This is a genomic window from Pontibacter sp. JAM-7, from assembly GCF_048548695.2.
GTDB lineage: Bacteria > Pseudomonadota > Gammaproteobacteria > Pseudomonadales > Balneatricaceae > Neptuniibacter.
This window is the reverse complement of sequence record NZ_JBLYIF020000014.1, coordinates 1-15,527: the sequence shown is the minus strand read 5'-3', so window position 1 is coordinate 15,527 and position 15,527 is coordinate 1. Positions and strand designations below refer to the sequence as shown.

Here is a 15,527-nt window from a genome sequence, read left to right as displayed (position 1 = left end):
CCGCCCCATACTTCTGCGCATACGCGAGTCAGTGCTGCGGTCAGGGTAGTTTTACCGTGGTCAACGTGGCCGATAGTGCCTACGTTTACATGCGGTTTGGAACGTTCAAATTGTGCTTTAGCCACTTTTTATTACCTCTTAAACAAGTAATTAGGCGAAAATTTAGTTCTGATTAATAACCGCTTCAGCAATATTCTGCGGTGCTTCAGCGTAATCAGCGAATTCCATGGAGTAAGTCGCACGACCCTGGGTCGCAGAGCGCAGATCGGTTGCATAACCGAACATTTCACCCAACGGCACCTGAGCACGGATGATCTTACCAGTAGAGCTGTCTTCCATACCCTGCACCAGGCCACGACGACGGTTCAGGTCGCCCATTACATCGCCCATGTAGTCTTCTGGAGTAACAACTTCCACCTGCATCATTGGCTCAAGCAGACAAGGACTAGCCTGCTGCGCATACTTCTTAAGAGCCTGAGATGCTGCGATTTTAAACGCCATTTCGTTGGAGTCAACTTCATGGAAAGAACCATCATACAGACGAGCCTTCAGGCCGATCAGCGGATAGCCGGCGATAACACCGTTCTTCATCTGCTCTTCGATACCTTTTTGTACCGCTGGGATGTATTCCTTCGGAATTGAACCACCGACGATCTCGTTGACGAACTCCAGACCTTCATCATCAGATGGGCTGAATTCGATCACAACGTGACCGTACTGACCACGACCACCAGACTGACGGGCAAACTTGTGGTTTGCTTCAATAGACTGGCGAATCTTCTCACGATAGGCCACCTGAGGCTTACCAATGTTGGCCTCAACCTTGAATTCACGCTTCATACGATCAACGAGAATATCCAGGTGCAGCTCACCCATACCGGAGATGATAGTCTGGCCAGTTTCCTGGTCGGTCTCAACGCGGAAAGAGGGATCTTCCTGAGCCAGTTTACCCAGCGCGATACCCATTTTTTCCTGGTCAGCCTTAGATTTTGGCTCAACCGCAACAGAGATTACCGGATCTGGGAATTCCATACGCTCCAGTACGATAACGTCGTTTAGGTCACACAGAGTGTCACCCGTAGTTACGTCTTTCATACCGATCAGCGCAGCAATGTCACCCGCCCGGACTTCTTTGATCTCTTCACGGTTGTTAGAGTGCATCTGCACCATACGGCCGACACGCTCTTTCTTACTTTTAACAGAGTTCATTACGCTGTCACCGGAGTTCAGAACACCGGAATAGACACGTACGAACGTCAAGGTACCCACAAATGGGTCAGTTGCGATTTTAAATGCCAATGCCGAAAACGGTGCACTGTCATCAGCTTCACGCTTCGCAAGACTCTGGTCTGCATCATCCAGAGTACCTTCAATTGCCTTAACTTCTACCGGCGAAGGCATGTACTCGATAACAGCATCCAACATTGCCTGAACGCCTTTGTTCTTGAAGGCAGAACCTGCCAACATCAGAACAATATCGTTATCCAGAGTACGGCTACGCAAGCCAAGCTTGATCTCTTCATCGGTCAGCTCACCTTCTTCAAGGTACTTTTCCATCAGCTCTTCATTGGCTTCAGCCGCAGCTTCTACCATATGCTCACGCAGTTCATCAGCTTTTGCCTGCAGATCAGCCGGAATATCTTCCAGCTCATAGGTCATACCCTGATCTTCTTCGTTCCACATAATGGCTTTCATGCGGACCAGGTCAACAACGCCTTTGAACTCATCTTCCGCGCCGATCGGGAAATTGATCGGTACAGCATTACAGCCCAGACGTTCTTTCAGCTGAGATTCAACCATAAAGAAGTCTGCACCGGCACGGTCCATCTTATTGACGAATACCATGCGAGGTACTTCATATTTGTTCGCCTGACGCCAAACAGTCTCAGTCTGAGGCTGTACGCCAGAGGACGCACACAGTACAACGACCGCGCCATCCAGAACACGCAGAGAACGCTCTACCTCAATGGTAAAGTCAACGTGTCCAGGAGTGTCGATGATGTTTACGCGATGCTCATTGAACTGCTGGTTCATACCGCTCCAGAAACAAGTGGTCGCAGCAGAGGTGATGGTAATACCACGCTCCTGCTCCTGCTCCATCCAGTCCATGGTAGCCGCACCGTCATGTACTTCACCGATCTTATGAGACAGACCGGTGTAGAACAGTACGCGCTCGGTAGTAGTAGTCTTACCAGCGTCTACGTGCGCACATATACCGATATTACGGTAGCGTGCGATAGGTGTTTTACGAGCCACGACTCAATCCTCTGTAGATTAGAAACGATAGTGAGCGAATGCTTTGTTCGCTTCAGCCATACGGTGAACGTCTTCACGTTTCTTCACAGCAGCACCGCGACCTTCCGCAGCATCCGCCAGCTCACCGGCCAGACGCAACGCCATGGATTTCTCACCACGTTTACGAGCAGAATCTACGATCCAGCGCATAGCCAAGGCCATACGGCGGGACGGGCGCACTTCTACAGGCACCTGGTAGGTAGCACCACCCACGCGGCGAGATTTAACCTCAACCGCAGGCTGGATCGCTTCCAGTGCTTTTTCGAACAGCTCAAGTGGGTCCTGGCTGGTACGTTCCTGGATCTTATCCAGCGCACCATAAACAATCTTTTCAGCGACAGATTTCTTGCCGCTAACCATTACATGGTTAATAAATTTAGCCAGAACTGTGTTACCGAATTTTGGATCCGGCAGTATTTCGCGCTTTGCAGCGACGCGTCTTCTAGGCATTGATAAGCCCTCAATTCATTAAAAGGTCTTCAGGTTTTCCAGATATTAATCTGGCCTTACTCTTACCGTGTTTCCGGGTTAGCCTGACAGGGATCAGAAATCCACTATCGCGCCGCGCCGCAGGGACGACGATTAAGATTTAGGACGCTTAGTACCGTACTTAGAACGACCCTGTTTGCGTTCATTAACGCCAGAGCAGTCCAGTGCACCACGTACTGTGTGATAACGCACACCTGGAAGGTCCTTAACACGACCACCACGAATCAGAACAACGCTATGCTCCTGCAGGTTGTGACCTTCACCACCAATGTAGGAAGCAACCTCGAAGCCGTTGGTCAAACGAACACGACATACTTTACGCAATGCTGAGTTCGGTTTTTTCGGGGTAGTGGTGTAAACACGGGTACATACGCCACGACGCTGAGGACAACCCTGCAATGCACGAACATCGCTAGGCTGAACTTTGCGTTTACGTGGTTTACGTACCAACTGGTTAATCGTTGCCATTAAGCAAACTCCACGTTTTTTAATTAACACCAACAAAAAGACTGAATTTTTCAATCCAGTCACAAAGGGGGCGGAATTTTAATCAATTCCGCCCCAATTCGCAATCAATGAACAGGATTTAATCAACCCTTATTCACTGTCAGGCATTGAAGCATTCAATGCTTCGGTCAATGCCTGTTGTACTTCTTCTGCGCTGACAGTCGTAGCAGACTCTGCTGGCTGAGCACGTTTGCGCTTACGCTCATCGTGATACGCCAGACCGGAACCGGCCGGAATCAGACGGCCAACCACTACGTTTTCTTTCAGACCCCGCAGGAAGTCCTGCTTACCGGTTACCGCACCCTCAGTCAGTACGCGGGTAGTTTCCTGGAAGGACGCCGCAGAGATAAAGGATTCAGTTGCCAGTGAAGCTTTGGTGATACCCAGCAAGACACGATCGTACTTAGCCGGGATCTTACCTGCTGCTTCCAGCTCTTCGTTTTCTGCCAGTACCGCCTGGTATTCAACCTGGTCACCCGGAATAAAGGTGGAATCGCCGGAAGAGACAATCTCAACCTTGCGCAGCATCTGACGCACAATCACTTCGATATGCTTGTCATTGATGCCTACACCCTGCAGACGGTATACATCCTGAATCTCTCCAACGATGTATTTAGCCAGTTCTTCAACACCCTGAATACGCAGAATATCGTGCGGGTTGGATGGGCCATCGGAGATAACCTCACCCTTCTCAACCTGCTCACCTTCAAATACGTTCAGGTTACGCCATTTCTGAATCATGGTTTCTACCGGATCCGCATCGGACGGAGAAATCACCAGACGTTTTTTACCTTTAGTTTCTTTACCGAAGCCGACAATACCCGACACTTCCGCCAGAATTGCAGACTCTTTAGGCTTACGTGCTTCGAACAGGTCAGCAACACGCGGCAGACCACCGGTGATATCCTTGTTCACAGAACCTTCCTGCGGGATACGCGCCAGTACGTCACCTACCTGCACGGCAGCACCGCCGGACAGGTTCATAATGGCTTTTTCCGGCAGCAGGTATTGCGCAACAGAATCGGTGCCTGGATGTACGACTTCATTGCCATCGACATCCATCAGCTTGATCAGTGGCCGCACATCACGTCCGGCCTGCGGACGGTCTTTCATTTCCAGCACTTCAGTAGTGGACAGCCCCGTCAGCTCATCGGTCTGGGTCTTAACGGTAATACCGTCTTCGATACCAGCCATTTCAATGGTACCCGACACTTCCGCGATAATTGGGTGAGTATGCGGGTCCCAGTTGGCAACAATATCGCCGGCCGCAACCTGACTACCGTCACTTACCTTGATCACAGAACCGTACGGCAACTTGTAGCGCTCACGCTCACGACCATGCTCATCGGTCACACCCAGCTCACCGGAACGGGAAGTCGCAACCAGATTACCGTCAGCGCGCTCTACAAATTTCAGGTTATGCAGACGGATCTCACCGCCATTCTTCACCTGAATACTGTCAACTGCAGCTGCTCGAGATGCGGCACCACCGATATGGAAGGTACGCATGGTCAGCTGAGTACCCGGCTCACCGATAGACTGGGCAGCAATAACACCGACTGCCTCACCCGGGTTAACCAAGTGGCCACGACCCAGATCACGGCCGTAACATTTGGCACAGATACCGTGACGGGTACGACAAGCGATAGCACTGCGCACTGTAATTTCATCGATTGAAGAGTATTGCTCGTCATTTTCCAGACGATACTTCCAGGCTTCATCGATCAGCGTGCCTGCTTCAATCAGTACATCTTTACCGGATGGGTCCAGTACGTCGGTAGCTACGACACGACCCAGCACCCGATCACCCAGCGCAACCACGACGTCACCACCTTCAATCAGCGGATACATCTGTACACCGTTTTCAGTGCCACAATCGTGTTCGGTAATAACAACGTCCTGTGCGACGTCTACCAGACGGCGAGTCAGGTAACCGGAGTTCGCAGTTTTCAGTGCGGTATCCGCCAGACCTTTACGCGCACCGTGGGTCGAGATGAAGTACTGCAGTACGTTCAGGCCTTCACGGAAGTTTGCGGTGATTGGCGTTTCGATGATAGAACCATCCGGCTTGGCCATCAGACCACGCATACCCGCCAGCTGACGAATCTGAGCAGCACTACCACGAGCACCGGAGTCGGCCATCATGTAAACCGAGTTGAAAGATTCCTGCTCGGACACTTCACCGTCTTTAGTAACGACCGGCTCGGTTTTCAGGTTTTCCATCATCTTTTTGGCCAGCAGCTCATTAGCGCGGGACCAGATGTCGATAACCTTGTTGTATTTCTCGCCCTGAGTTACCAGACCTTCAGAGAACTGACGCTCGATATCCATTACTTCAGCTTCAGCATCATCAATGATGTTGGCTTTCTCGTTCGGAATTTCGAAGTCGTTAACACCGATAGAGACACCCGACATGGTTGCCTGCCGGAAGCCTTTGTACATCAGCTGGTCAGCAAAGATAACCGTATCTTTCAGACCACAGCGACGATACGCTTCGTTTAGCAAGCGAGAGATCGACTTTTTCTTCATCGGCTGGTCAACCAGCTCGAATGGCAGGCCTGCTGGTACGATTGCGAACAGCAAAGCACGACCAGCAGTGGTTTCTTTCAGGCTGGTCAGAGTCTCCAGATTACCTTCGATATCACGAATGGTTTCCTGAATACGCACTTTGATTTTCGCCTGCAAGTCCAGCACACCAGCACCGTGAGCGCGTTCAACTTCTTCAATGTCAGCAAAGATACGCCCTTCACCCTGAGCATTTACACGCTCACGGGTCATGTAATACAGACCCAGTACCACGTCCTGAGACGGTACGATAATCGGCTCGCCGTTAGCGGGTGACAGGATGTTGTTGGTAGACATCATCAGAGCACGAGCTTCCAGCTGGGCTTCCAGCGTCAGCGGCACGTGTACCGCCATCTGGTCGCCGTCAAAGTCAGCGTTATACGCCGCACACACCAGTGGGTGCAGCTGAATCGCCTTACCTTCGATCAATACCGGCTCAAATGCCTGGATACCCAGACGGTGCAGCGTCGGAGCACGGTTCAGCAGTACCGGATGTTCACGGATAACTTCATCCAGAATATCCCAGACCAGTGCCTCTTCCCGCTCAACCATTTTCTTGGCGGCTTTAATGGTGGTGGCATGTCCGCGCAGTTCCAGCTTGGAGAAGATAAACGGCTTGAACAGCTCCAGCGCCATTTTCTTCGGCAGACCACACTGATGCAGACGCAGATAAGGACCTACCACGATGACCGAACGGCCAGAGTAGTCTACTCGCTTACCCAGCAGGTTCTGACGGAAACGCCCCTGCTTACCTTTGATCATGTCAGCCAGGGATTTCAACGGACGCTTATTGGAACCGGTGATGGCACGACCACGACGGCCGTTATCCAGCAACGCGTCAACAGATTCCTGCAGCATGCGCTTCTCGTTACGCACGATGATATCCGGTGCGTTCAGATCCAGCAGACGCTTCAGTCGGTTGTTACGGTTAATAACCCGACGGTACAGGTCGTTCAGATCAGAGGTCGCGAAACGACCACCATCCAGCGGTACCAGCGGGCGCAGATCTGGTGGCAGTACCGGCAGCACTTCCATCACCATCCACTCCGGCTTGTTACCGGACTTGTAGAAGGCTTCCAGCAGCTTCAGACGCTTGGACAGCTTTTTGATTTTGGTTTCAGAGTTCGTCTGCGGCAGTTCTTCACGCAGACGATTAACTTCTTCTTCCAGCTCGATGGATGACAGCAGCTCTTTAACCGCTTCAGCACCCATGCGGGCATCAAAGTCATCACCGAACTCTTCCAGCGCTTCGAAGTACTGCTCATCATTCATGAGCTGACCACGTTCCAGAGTTGTCATACCCGGATCGATCACCACAAATGATTCAAAATACAGCACGCGCTCGATGTCACGCAGAGTCATATCCAGCAGCAGACCGATACGGGACGGCAGCGACTTCAGGAACCAGATATGAGCAACTGGTGATGCCAGTTCGATGTGACCCATGCGCTCACGACGCACTTTAGCCAGCGTAACTTCAACGCCACACTTTTCACAGATCACACCACGGTGCTTCATGCGCTTGTACTTACCGCATAGGCACTCGTAATCTTTTACCGGGCCAAATATCTTGGCACAGAACAGACCTTCACGCTCTGGCTTAAAGGTACGGTAGTTGATAGTTTCCGGCTTTTTCACCTCACCAAAGGACCAGGAACGGATCATGTCCGGAGAGGCCAGGGTGATACGGATAGAGTCAAACTCTTCAGATTGACCCTGGGTTTTCAGCAGATTCAACAGATCTTTCATTCTATCAAGCTCCTAACGGAGTTCTTGCTTAAGGCCGCGGTACGCGGCCCCCGCCTGGTATTCGGATATGCCCTTTATTCGCTTTCCAGCTCGATATCGATACCGAGAGAGCGAATTTCTTTGATGAGCACGTTGAAGGATTCCGGCATGCCCGGCTCCATCCGGTGATCGCCATCCACGATGTTTTTATACATCTTGGTACGGCCATTCACGTCATCGGACTTCACGGTCAGCATTTCCTGCAGAGTATAAGCAGCACCGTATGCTTCCAGTGCCCATACCTCCATCTCACCAAAGCGCTGGCCACCAAACTGCGCCTTACCACCCAACGGTTGCTGAGTAACTAGACTGTAAGAACCGGTAGAACGTGCGTGCATCTTATCGTCTACCAAGTGGTTCAGCTTCAGCATGTACATGTAACCAACAGTCACCGGACGGTCGAACTGCTCGCCGGTACGACCGTCAAACAGCACACACTGACCAGAATCGTTCAGGCCTGCCAAGCGCAGCAGAGATTTGATCTCCACTTCCTTAGCACCATCAAACGCTGGTGTTGCCAATGGCACACCGCTACTCAGGTTACCGGCCAACACCAGCACTTCTTCATCGGTGAAGTTATCCAGGTCTTCGGTACGGCTGTTCATGCCAGCACCCAGGTCAGCATTGTAAATCTGATGCAGGAAGCCACGAACTTCCTTCACAGTCTCCGCACGCTGGCGTTCCTGCTGCAGCATCTCATCAATACGACGACCCAGACCTTTAGCAGCCATACCCATATGGGTTTCCAGGATCTGACCAACGTTCATACGCGACGGTACACCCAGCGGGTTAAGCACGATATCAACCGGCTCACCGTTCTCATCGTATGGCATGTCTTCTACCGGCATGATAACGGAGATAACACCCTTGTTACCGTGACGGCCAGCCATCTTGTCACCTGGCTGTACGCGACGCTTGGTGGCAACATAAACCTTAACAATTTTCAGCACGCCTGGCGCCAGATCATCTCCGGTCTGCAGCTTGCCTTTCTTGTCTTCGAAGCGACGCTCCAGAGACTCTTTACGGTCTTCCAGCTGTTTCTGAGCCAGCTCAAGCTGTTCAGCGGCCGCATCATCAGCGACACGGATTTTAAACCAGTCAGCCTTTGGCAGTTCAGCCAGAAACGCTTCCGTCAGCTCTTCGCCTTTTTTCAGACCAGCACCACCGTCAGCTTTCAGGCCAACCAGCACTTTGCTCAATCGTTCAAAGGTCGCCTGCTCAACAATGCGGTACTCTTCGTTCAAATCTTTGCGGATCGCATCCAGCTCAGAGGTCTCGATAGACAGCGCACGCTCATCTTTTTGCACACCGTCACGGGTGAAGACCTGCACATCGATAACCTTACCGACAGTACCCGTCTTAACACGCAGTGAAGTGTCTTTAACATCGGATGCTTTTTCACCGAAGATAGCACGCAGCAGTTTCTCTTCCGGTGTCAGCTGGCTCTCACCCTTAGGCGTCACCTTACCCACCAAAATATCGCCAGGACCTACCTCGGCACCGATGTGTACGATACCGGACTCATCCAGTTTACCCAGCGCGGACTCACCGACGTTCGGGATATCCGAGGTAATCTCTTCAGAACCCAGCTTGGTATCACGCGCAACACAAGTCAGTTCCTGAATATGAATGGTAGTAAAGCGGTCATCCTGAACCACACGCTCGGAGATGAGAATGGAGTCCTCAAAGTTGTAACCATTCCAAGGCATGAACGCGATGCGCATGTTTTGACCCAGGGCCAGTTCGCCCATATCCACAGAAGGGCCATCAGCCATCACGTCACCGGACTGCACCAAGTCACCCGGATTAACGATGGAACGCTGGTTAATACAGGTATTCTGGTTGGAACGGGTGTATTTAGTCAGATTGTAGATATCTACACCTGCTTCACCGGCCACAACTTCATTATCATTAACACGCACCACGATGCGGCTGGCATCAACAGATTCGATTACACCACCACGACGGGCAACAACACACACACCGGAGTCCTGAGCCACGTTACGCTCGATACCGGTACCGACCAACGGCTTCTCAGCACGCAGGGTTGGTACAGCCTGACGCTGCATGTTGGAACCCATCAATGCACGGTTGGCATCGTCGTGTTCCAGGAACGGAATCAAGGAAGCCGCTACAGATACTACCTGGCGCGGCGACACGTCCATGTACTGGACTTTATCCGGCGACATTACCGTGGTTTCATTCAGGTGACGTACCGTTACCAGCTCGTCAGTCAGACGACCATCACCGTCCATAGCCGCTGAGGCCTGGGCGATAACGAAGGTGTTCTCTTCGATAGCAGAAAGATAATCCAGCTCATCGGTTACCTTACTGTCAACAACACGGCGATATGGGGTTTCCAGGAAACCATATTCATTGGTACGCGCGAACACCGCCAGTGAGTTAATCAGACCGATGTTTGGACCTTCCGGCGTCTCGATCGGGCAGACACGGCCGTAGTGTGTCGGATGAACGTCACGGACTTCGAAGCCAGCACGTTCACGGGTCAGACCGCCTGGGCCCAACGCAGAAACACGGCGTTTGTGGGTAATCTCTGACAGCGGATTGTTCTGGTCCATAAACTGGGACAGCTGGGAAGAACCAAAGAATTCTTTGATCGCAGCCGCCACTGGCTTGGCATTGATCAGATCCTGCGGCATCAGGTTGTCTGATTCAGCCATCGACAGACGCTCACGCACGGCACGCTCAACACGTACCAGACCGACACGGAACTGGTTTTCAGCCATCTCACCCACAGAACGGATACGACGGTTACCCAGGTGGTCGATATCATCAACAGTACCTTTACCGTTACGAATATCGATCAGGGTGTGCATGACCGCCAAAATATCTTCTTTGTCCAGAACACCGGAGCCGACTACATCGTCACGGCCCAGGCGGCGGTTGAACTTCATCCGACCAACCCCAGACAGGTCGTAGCGTTCTTCAGCAAAGAACAGATTTTCAAACAGTGCTTCCGCTGACTCTTTAGTTGGCGGCTCACCAGGACGCATCATGCGGTAGATCTCTACCAGAGATTCCAGCTGATTGCGGGTTGGGTCAACACGCAGGGTCTCAGACACGAAGGAACCGCAGTCGAGATCATTGGTGTATAGAGTTTCAAACTCCACCACACCCGCTTCGCGCATTTTCTTGACCAGCTCTTCGGTAATCTCAGCGTTACATTCGCAGATCACTTCACCAGTGGACGCATCAACCAAGTCTCTGGCGATCGCTTTACCACACAGGTATTCCATTGGCACGGACAAGAACTCCATGCCCGCTTTTTCCATCTGACGAATGTGGCGCGGAGTAATACGACGACCCGCTTCAACAATCACATTGCCTTTAGGATCTTTCACTTCGAAAGACAGAGTTTCGCCGCGCAAGCGGTCAGCAACCAATTTCATATTGATGCTGTCGTCACTCAGCTCCCACTGGGTGTTCTCGAAGAACATTTCGAGAATTTCCTGTGCTTCATAACCTAAAGCACGCAGCAGGATAGTGGCCGGCAGTTTACGACGACGGTCAATACGAACGAACAGATTATCTTTCGGATCAAATTCGAAATCCAGCCATGAGCCGCGGTAAGGAATGATACGCGCGGAGTACAACAGCTTGCCGGAAGAGTGAGTCTTACCTTTGTCGTGATCAAAAAACACGCCAGGAGAGCGGTGCAGCTGGGATACGATAACACGCTCTGTACCATTAATAACAAAGGTACCGTTTTCAGTCATCAGGGGCATTTCGCCCATGTAGACTTCCTGTTCTTTAATATCTTTTACAGCTTTAGTGCTGGAGTCACGGTCGTAAATAACCAGACGCACTTTGACTCGCAACGGCGCATGGAAAGTCACACCACGCACCTGACATTCATTCACATCAAATACCGGCTCACCCAGGCGGTAGCCGACATATTCCAGCGATGCATTGCCGGAATAGGACACGATAGGGAATACAGAGTTAAATGCGGCATGCAGACCCTCGTCCAACCGCTCGCCGGCATCCACACCGGTTTGCAGGAACTTTTTATAAGAGTCGAGCTGAATTGCCAGCAGGTAGGGCACATCCATGACTTGCGGTAATTTACCGAAGTCCTTGCGGATGCGTTTCTTTTCAGTGTATGAATAAGCCATCAGTGATCCCCAGCAAGTGCACCAATTTTTACAGGCAGAGCCAATTGGTATTGGCTTCTGAAATACCGTTACGTCTTAGAGCGAAACAATAACGGAAAAAGGCCGGTGGCATTTAGCCACCAGCCATAGCACTTCAGGCAGTCAAGCTGCCTGGTGTAACTTGAAGCAATTACTTAACTTCAACAGAAGCGCCAGCTTCTTCCAAGTCTTTCTTCAGAGCTTCAGCGTCTTCTTTGCTCAGAGCTTCTTTAACGGTAGAAGGAGCGCCATCAACGATGCCTTTCGCTTCTTTCAGACCCAGGCCAGTTGCTGCACGAACAACCTTGATGACGTTAACTTTCTTGTCACCAGCACCAGTCAGAACAACGTCAAACTCGGTTTTCTCTTCTGCAGCAGCAGCTTCGCCACCAGCAGCAGGGCCAGCAGCTACAGCAGCAGCGCTTACGCCAAATTTCTCTTCCATTGCTTCAATCAGAGTTACGACGTCTTTTACAGACATTTCAGCAATAGCGTTAAGGATATCTTCGTTAGTCAGAGACATGTTTCAATTCCTGATATTTGTCAGCCCGAAGGCCATTAAAACAGTTTCAAAATGCAAGGCTAAAGCGCTTAGGCTGCCTGCTCTTTCTGATCGCGGATCGCAGCAATGGTGCGCACCAATTTGCCGGCGGCTGCTTCTTTCATGCAACCCATCAGCTTGGCAATGGCTTCGTCGTAGGTCGGCAGATTCGCCAACACACCAACATCAACCAGCTCACCCTCAAAAGCTGCTGCTTTCAGTTCGAACTTATCATTGCCCTTAGCGAAATCTTTAAGGATTCGCGCACCGGCACCGGGGTGCTCGGTAGAGAAAGCGATGATAGACGGACCTTTGAAAGCATCCTGCAAGCATGCGTAATCAGTACCTTCGACTGCACGGCGCGCCAGGGTGTTACGTACGACTTTCAGCCATACCCCTGCTTCGCGTGCCTGCTTACGCAGGGCAGTCATATCGCCTACTTCAACGCCGCGGGAATCCGCAACGACAGCAGACAGAGCACCATTAGCAGCTTCCTGGACTTCAGCGACGATCGCTTTTTTATCTTCAAGTCCTAATGCCACAATTTACTCCTGGAGTTAGTCTTTCGACTTGTTACCAACCGCCCCTTTCGGAGCTACGAGTACGGTGGTCTGATTCAAATACAGCATCACACCGTCTGCGCAGGCTGGTTACCCATTAAGAGGGCCGCAAGCGACCCTCACCTGCGGTCTTTGACGGCCTTCATCTCTGAAAACAGGTTCAGAAGACCCTCAAAAAACCTTTCCTACTGATTAAGCTTCCAGAGAAGACTGATCAACCAGCAGACCTGGACCCATAGTGGTCGACAGGGTTACTTTCTTCACATAAACACCCTTAGCGGAAGCTGGTTTCAGCTTCTTCAGGTCAGCAACCAGAGCTTCGATGTTCTGCTTGATAGCAGACGCGTCGAAACCCACCTTGCCAACACCCGCGTGAATGATACCGTTTTTGTCAGTACGGAAACGCACCTGACCAGCTTTGGCGTTTTTCACAGCAGTTTCTACATCAGGGGTTACAGTGCCAACTTTCGGGTTTGGCATCAGGCCACGAGGACCCAGCACCTGACCCAACTGACCAACAACACGCATCGCATCCGGGGTAGCAATGACTACACCGAAGTTCAGGTCGCCGCCTTTAATCTGCTCAGCCAGGTCTTCAAAACCAACAACATCAGCACCTGCTGCTTTAGCTTTCTCGGCGTTTTCACCCTGAGCAAACACAGCAACACGAACATCTTTACCGGTACCATTAGGCAGTACGGTAGAACCACGTACAACCTGGTCGGATTTACGCGGGTCAACACCAAGGTTCACAGAAACTTCAACAGTTTCTTTGAACTTAACGGTAGAAACCTCAGCCAGCAGAGCAACCGCATCTTGGATCGGGTACGCTTTGCCTAGCTCAATTTTTTCACTGATCGCCTTCTGGCGCTTGGTCAGCTTAGCCATTACTCTTCACCCTCTACCAAAAGACCCATGCTACGCGCAGTACCACCGATGGTACGCACGGCGGCGTCCATATCAGCAGCAGTCAGGTCAGGCATTTTAACGTTAGCAATCTCTTCCAACTGAGCACGGGTAACAGTACCGACCTTCTCAGTGTTAGGACGACTGGAACCGCTCTTCAGGCCAACTGCTTTTTTCAGCAACACAGAGGCTGGCGGAGTTTTGGTAATAAAAGTGAAGCTGCGATCAGCGTATACTGTAATCACAACCGGAGTCGGCAGGCCGCTTTCAATGTTTTGTGTAGCCGCATTGAACGCCTTACAGAACTCCATGATATTCACACCGTGCTGACCCAATGCTGGACCAACCGGCGGTGAAGGGTTAGCACCACCTGCAGGCACCTGCAGCTTGATGTAAGCCTGAATTTTCTTAGCCATTTTTCAATGTACTCCTAGTGGGTATAGCGCCCGAAGGCTCCCCGTTTTCACAAGACAGAAAAACCCCAGCGATCGCTGAGGTTATTCCGGTAAAATTCTTATCAGCCTTTTTCGACCTGACTGAAATCCAACTCAACCGGCGTTGAGCGCCCAAAGATCAAGACCGCAACCTGCAGTTTGTTCTTCTCGTAATTAATCTCTTCAACCACGCCATTAAAGTCAGCAAACGGCCCGTCAGTAACACGCACCATCTCACCCGGCTCAAACACAGTCTTCGGCCGCGGCTTATCAACACCACTCTCAACGCGATTCAGAATTTCATTCGCTTCTGCTTCAGTGATAGGCGCAGGCTTGCCTGCAGTACCACCGATAAAGCCCAGCACATGAGGTGTATTTTTCACCAGATGCCAGGTCTCGTCATTCATTTCCATATTCACGAGCACATAGCCCGGGTAGAACTTACGCTCGGACTTACGCTTTTTGCCGTCACGAATCTCTACCACCTCTTCGGTGGGCACTAAAATATCACCGAACAGATCTTGCATTTCGTGCAGATTGACACGCTCATGCAGCGTATTCATCACCCGCTTCTCGTACCCGGAGTACGCATGTACTACATACCAACGCTTAGCCATGCTACCTATCCCTTTAACCGATTACCCCGGAAACAATCCAACCCAGCAGGGAGTCAAGCCCCCAGAGCATCAACCCGACAATCAGCACTACCACAACCACAATCGCGGTTGTCTGTGCAGTCTCTTGACGCGTTGGCCAGACCACTTTACGAATCTCTGACTTGGCCTCTTTAAACAGCTTAAAAAAGGCATGGCCTTTTTCAGTCTGCAGTGCTACAAAACCCGCTACTAACGCCAGCACCAGCAGTGCAACAACCCGATACAACAGAGAGTGCTCTGCGAACATCGAATTACCTACCACACCGACTGTCAACAGCGCGATTACAACTACCCACTTAAGGGCATCGAATTTTGATCCTTCGGAAGTCACTTTCGCGTTCACGCCTTGGGCCTCTGGATTACGATAAGCTTGGGCTTTGTTGGATACCAATTCAGAATGAATTGGCAGGCCAGGAGGGACTCGAACCCCCAACCTGCGGTTTTGGAGACCGCTGCTCTGCCAATTGAGCCACTGGCCTACTGCATAATAGGGACGCACATTATATGGACGTCCCCAGGTGATAGCAACACCTAATTATCGAATTTTACTCGACAATTTTGGATACAACGCCAGCACCAACAGTACGGCCACCTTCACGAATCGCGAAGCGCAGACCTTCTTCCATGGCTAC

The 15,527-nt window shown here is 51.3% G+C and carries 13 protein-coding genes and 1 tRNA gene; all 14 read right to left on the bottom strand.

The window, feature by feature from the left end; translation table 11 throughout:
* Positions 1 to 125, bottom strand: a 125-nt coding sequence (locus ACFVYJ_RS13655; RefSeq protein WP_419416158.1) for a GTP-binding protein, incomplete at its 3' end; no start/stop codon positions are given.
* A 37-nt stretch (positions 126 to 162) separates the two neighbouring features.
* Positions 163 to 2,256, bottom strand: coding sequence for an elongation factor G (fusA, locus tag ACFVYJ_RS13650; RefSeq protein ID WP_419416148.1), 2,094 nt, complete (start codon positions 2,254 to 2,256; stop codon positions 163 to 165).
* Positions 2,257 to 2,274: 18 nt separating this feature from the next.
* Positions 2,275 to 2,745, bottom strand: coding sequence for a 30S ribosomal protein S7 (gene rpsG, locus ACFVYJ_RS13645; protein WP_419416149.1), 471 nt, complete (start codon positions 2,743 to 2,745; stop codon positions 2,275 to 2,277).
* A gap of 132 nt (positions 2,746 to 2,877) precedes the next feature.
* Positions 2,878 to 3,252 (bottom strand): 30S ribosomal protein S12, encoded by a 375-nt coding sequence (rpsL, locus tag ACFVYJ_RS13640; protein ID WP_275817378.1) that lies wholly within the window; start codon positions 3,250 to 3,252, stop codon positions 2,878 to 2,880.
* 129 nt (positions 3,253 to 3,381) lie between these two features.
* Positions 3,382 to 7,605 carry a DNA-directed RNA polymerase subunit beta' gene (gene rpoC / locus ACFVYJ_RS13635; RefSeq protein ID WP_419416150.1) on the bottom strand — a complete coding sequence of 1,408 codons (4,224 nt, stop codon included), beginning with the start codon at positions 7,603 to 7,605 and terminating at the stop codon, positions 3,382 to 3,384.
* Positions 7,606 to 7,679: 74 nt separating this feature from the next.
* Entirely contained in the window at positions 7,680 to 11,780 is a 4,101-nt protein-coding gene (rpoB, locus tag ACFVYJ_RS13630; RefSeq protein WP_419416151.1) for a DNA-directed RNA polymerase subunit beta, read from the bottom strand.
* A gap of 169 nt (positions 11,781 to 11,949) precedes the next feature.
* Entirely contained in the window at positions 11,950 to 12,321 is a 372-nt protein-coding gene (gene rplL / locus ACFVYJ_RS13625) for a 50S ribosomal protein L7/L12 (RefSeq protein WP_419416152.1), read from the bottom strand.
* A 68-nt stretch (positions 12,322 to 12,389) separates the two neighbouring features.
* A complete protein-coding gene (gene rplJ, locus ACFVYJ_RS13620) occupies positions 12,390 to 12,881 on the bottom strand; it encodes a 50S ribosomal protein L10 (protein ID WP_419416153.1) in 492 nt (163 codons plus the stop codon).
* Between the two features lie 210 nt (positions 12,882 to 13,091).
* A complete protein-coding gene (gene rplA, locus ACFVYJ_RS13615) occupies positions 13,092 to 13,787 on the bottom strand; it encodes a 50S ribosomal protein L1 (RefSeq protein WP_419416154.1) in 696 nt (231 codons plus the stop codon).
* Positions 13,787 to 14,221 carry a 50S ribosomal protein L11 gene (gene rplK / locus ACFVYJ_RS13610; protein ID WP_419416155.1) on the bottom strand — a complete coding sequence of 145 codons (435 nt, stop codon included), beginning with the start codon at positions 14,219 to 14,221 and terminating at the stop codon, positions 13,787 to 13,789. The genes rplA and rplK overlap by 1 nt, the downstream gene beginning before the upstream one ends.
* A gap of 101 nt (positions 14,222 to 14,322) precedes the next feature.
* Positions 14,323 to 14,856 carry a transcription termination/antitermination protein NusG gene (gene nusG, locus ACFVYJ_RS13605; protein ID WP_419416156.1) on the bottom strand — a complete coding sequence of 178 codons (534 nt, stop codon included), beginning with the start codon at positions 14,854 to 14,856 and terminating at the stop codon, positions 14,323 to 14,325.
* 13 nt (positions 14,857 to 14,869) lie between these two features.
* On the bottom strand, positions 14,870 to 15,238 hold the full coding sequence (gene secE / locus ACFVYJ_RS13600) for a preprotein translocase subunit SecE (RefSeq protein ID WP_419416157.1): 369 nt from the start codon (positions 15,236 to 15,238) through the stop codon (positions 14,870 to 14,872).
* Positions 15,239 to 15,298: 60 nt separating this feature from the next.
* Positions 15,299 to 15,374, bottom strand: a tRNA-Trp gene (locus ACFVYJ_RS13595).
* 66 nt (positions 15,375 to 15,440) lie between these two features.
* A partial coding sequence (locus ACFVYJ_RS13590; protein WP_419416146.1) for an EF-Tu C-terminal domain-related protein occupies positions 15,441 to 15,527 on the bottom strand: 87 nt, incomplete at its 5' end.

Bases quoted from the DNA above. Each gene is read 5' to 3' on its own strand.
- rpsG (WP_419416149.1), bottom strand. From the start codon at position 2,745: ATGCCTAGAAGACGCGTCGCTGCAAAGCGCGAAATACTGCCGGATCCA.
- rpsL (WP_275817378.1), bottom strand. From the start codon at position 3,252: ATGGCAACGATTAACCAGTTGGTACGTAAACCACGTAAACGCAAAGTT.
- rpoC (WP_419416150.1), bottom strand. From the start codon at position 7,605: ATGAAAGATCTGTTGAATCTGCTGAAAACCCAGGGTCAATCTGAAGAG.
- rpoB (WP_419416151.1), bottom strand. From the start codon at position 11,780: ATGGCTTATTCATACACTGAAAAGAAACGCATCCGCAAGGACTTCGGT.
- rplL (WP_419416152.1), bottom strand. From the start codon at position 12,321: ATGTCTCTGACTAACGAAGATATCCTTAACGCTATTGCTGAAATGTCT.
- rplA (WP_419416154.1), bottom strand. From the start codon at position 13,787: ATGGCTAAGCTGACCAAGCGCCAGAAGGCGATCAGTGAAAAAATTGAG.
- rplK (WP_419416155.1), bottom strand. From the start codon at position 14,221: ATGGCTAAGAAAATTCAGGCTTACATCAAGCTGCAGGTGCCTGCAGGT.
- nusG (WP_419416156.1), bottom strand. From the start codon at position 14,856: ATGGCTAAGCGTTGGTATGTAGTACATGCGTACTCCGGGTACGAGAAG.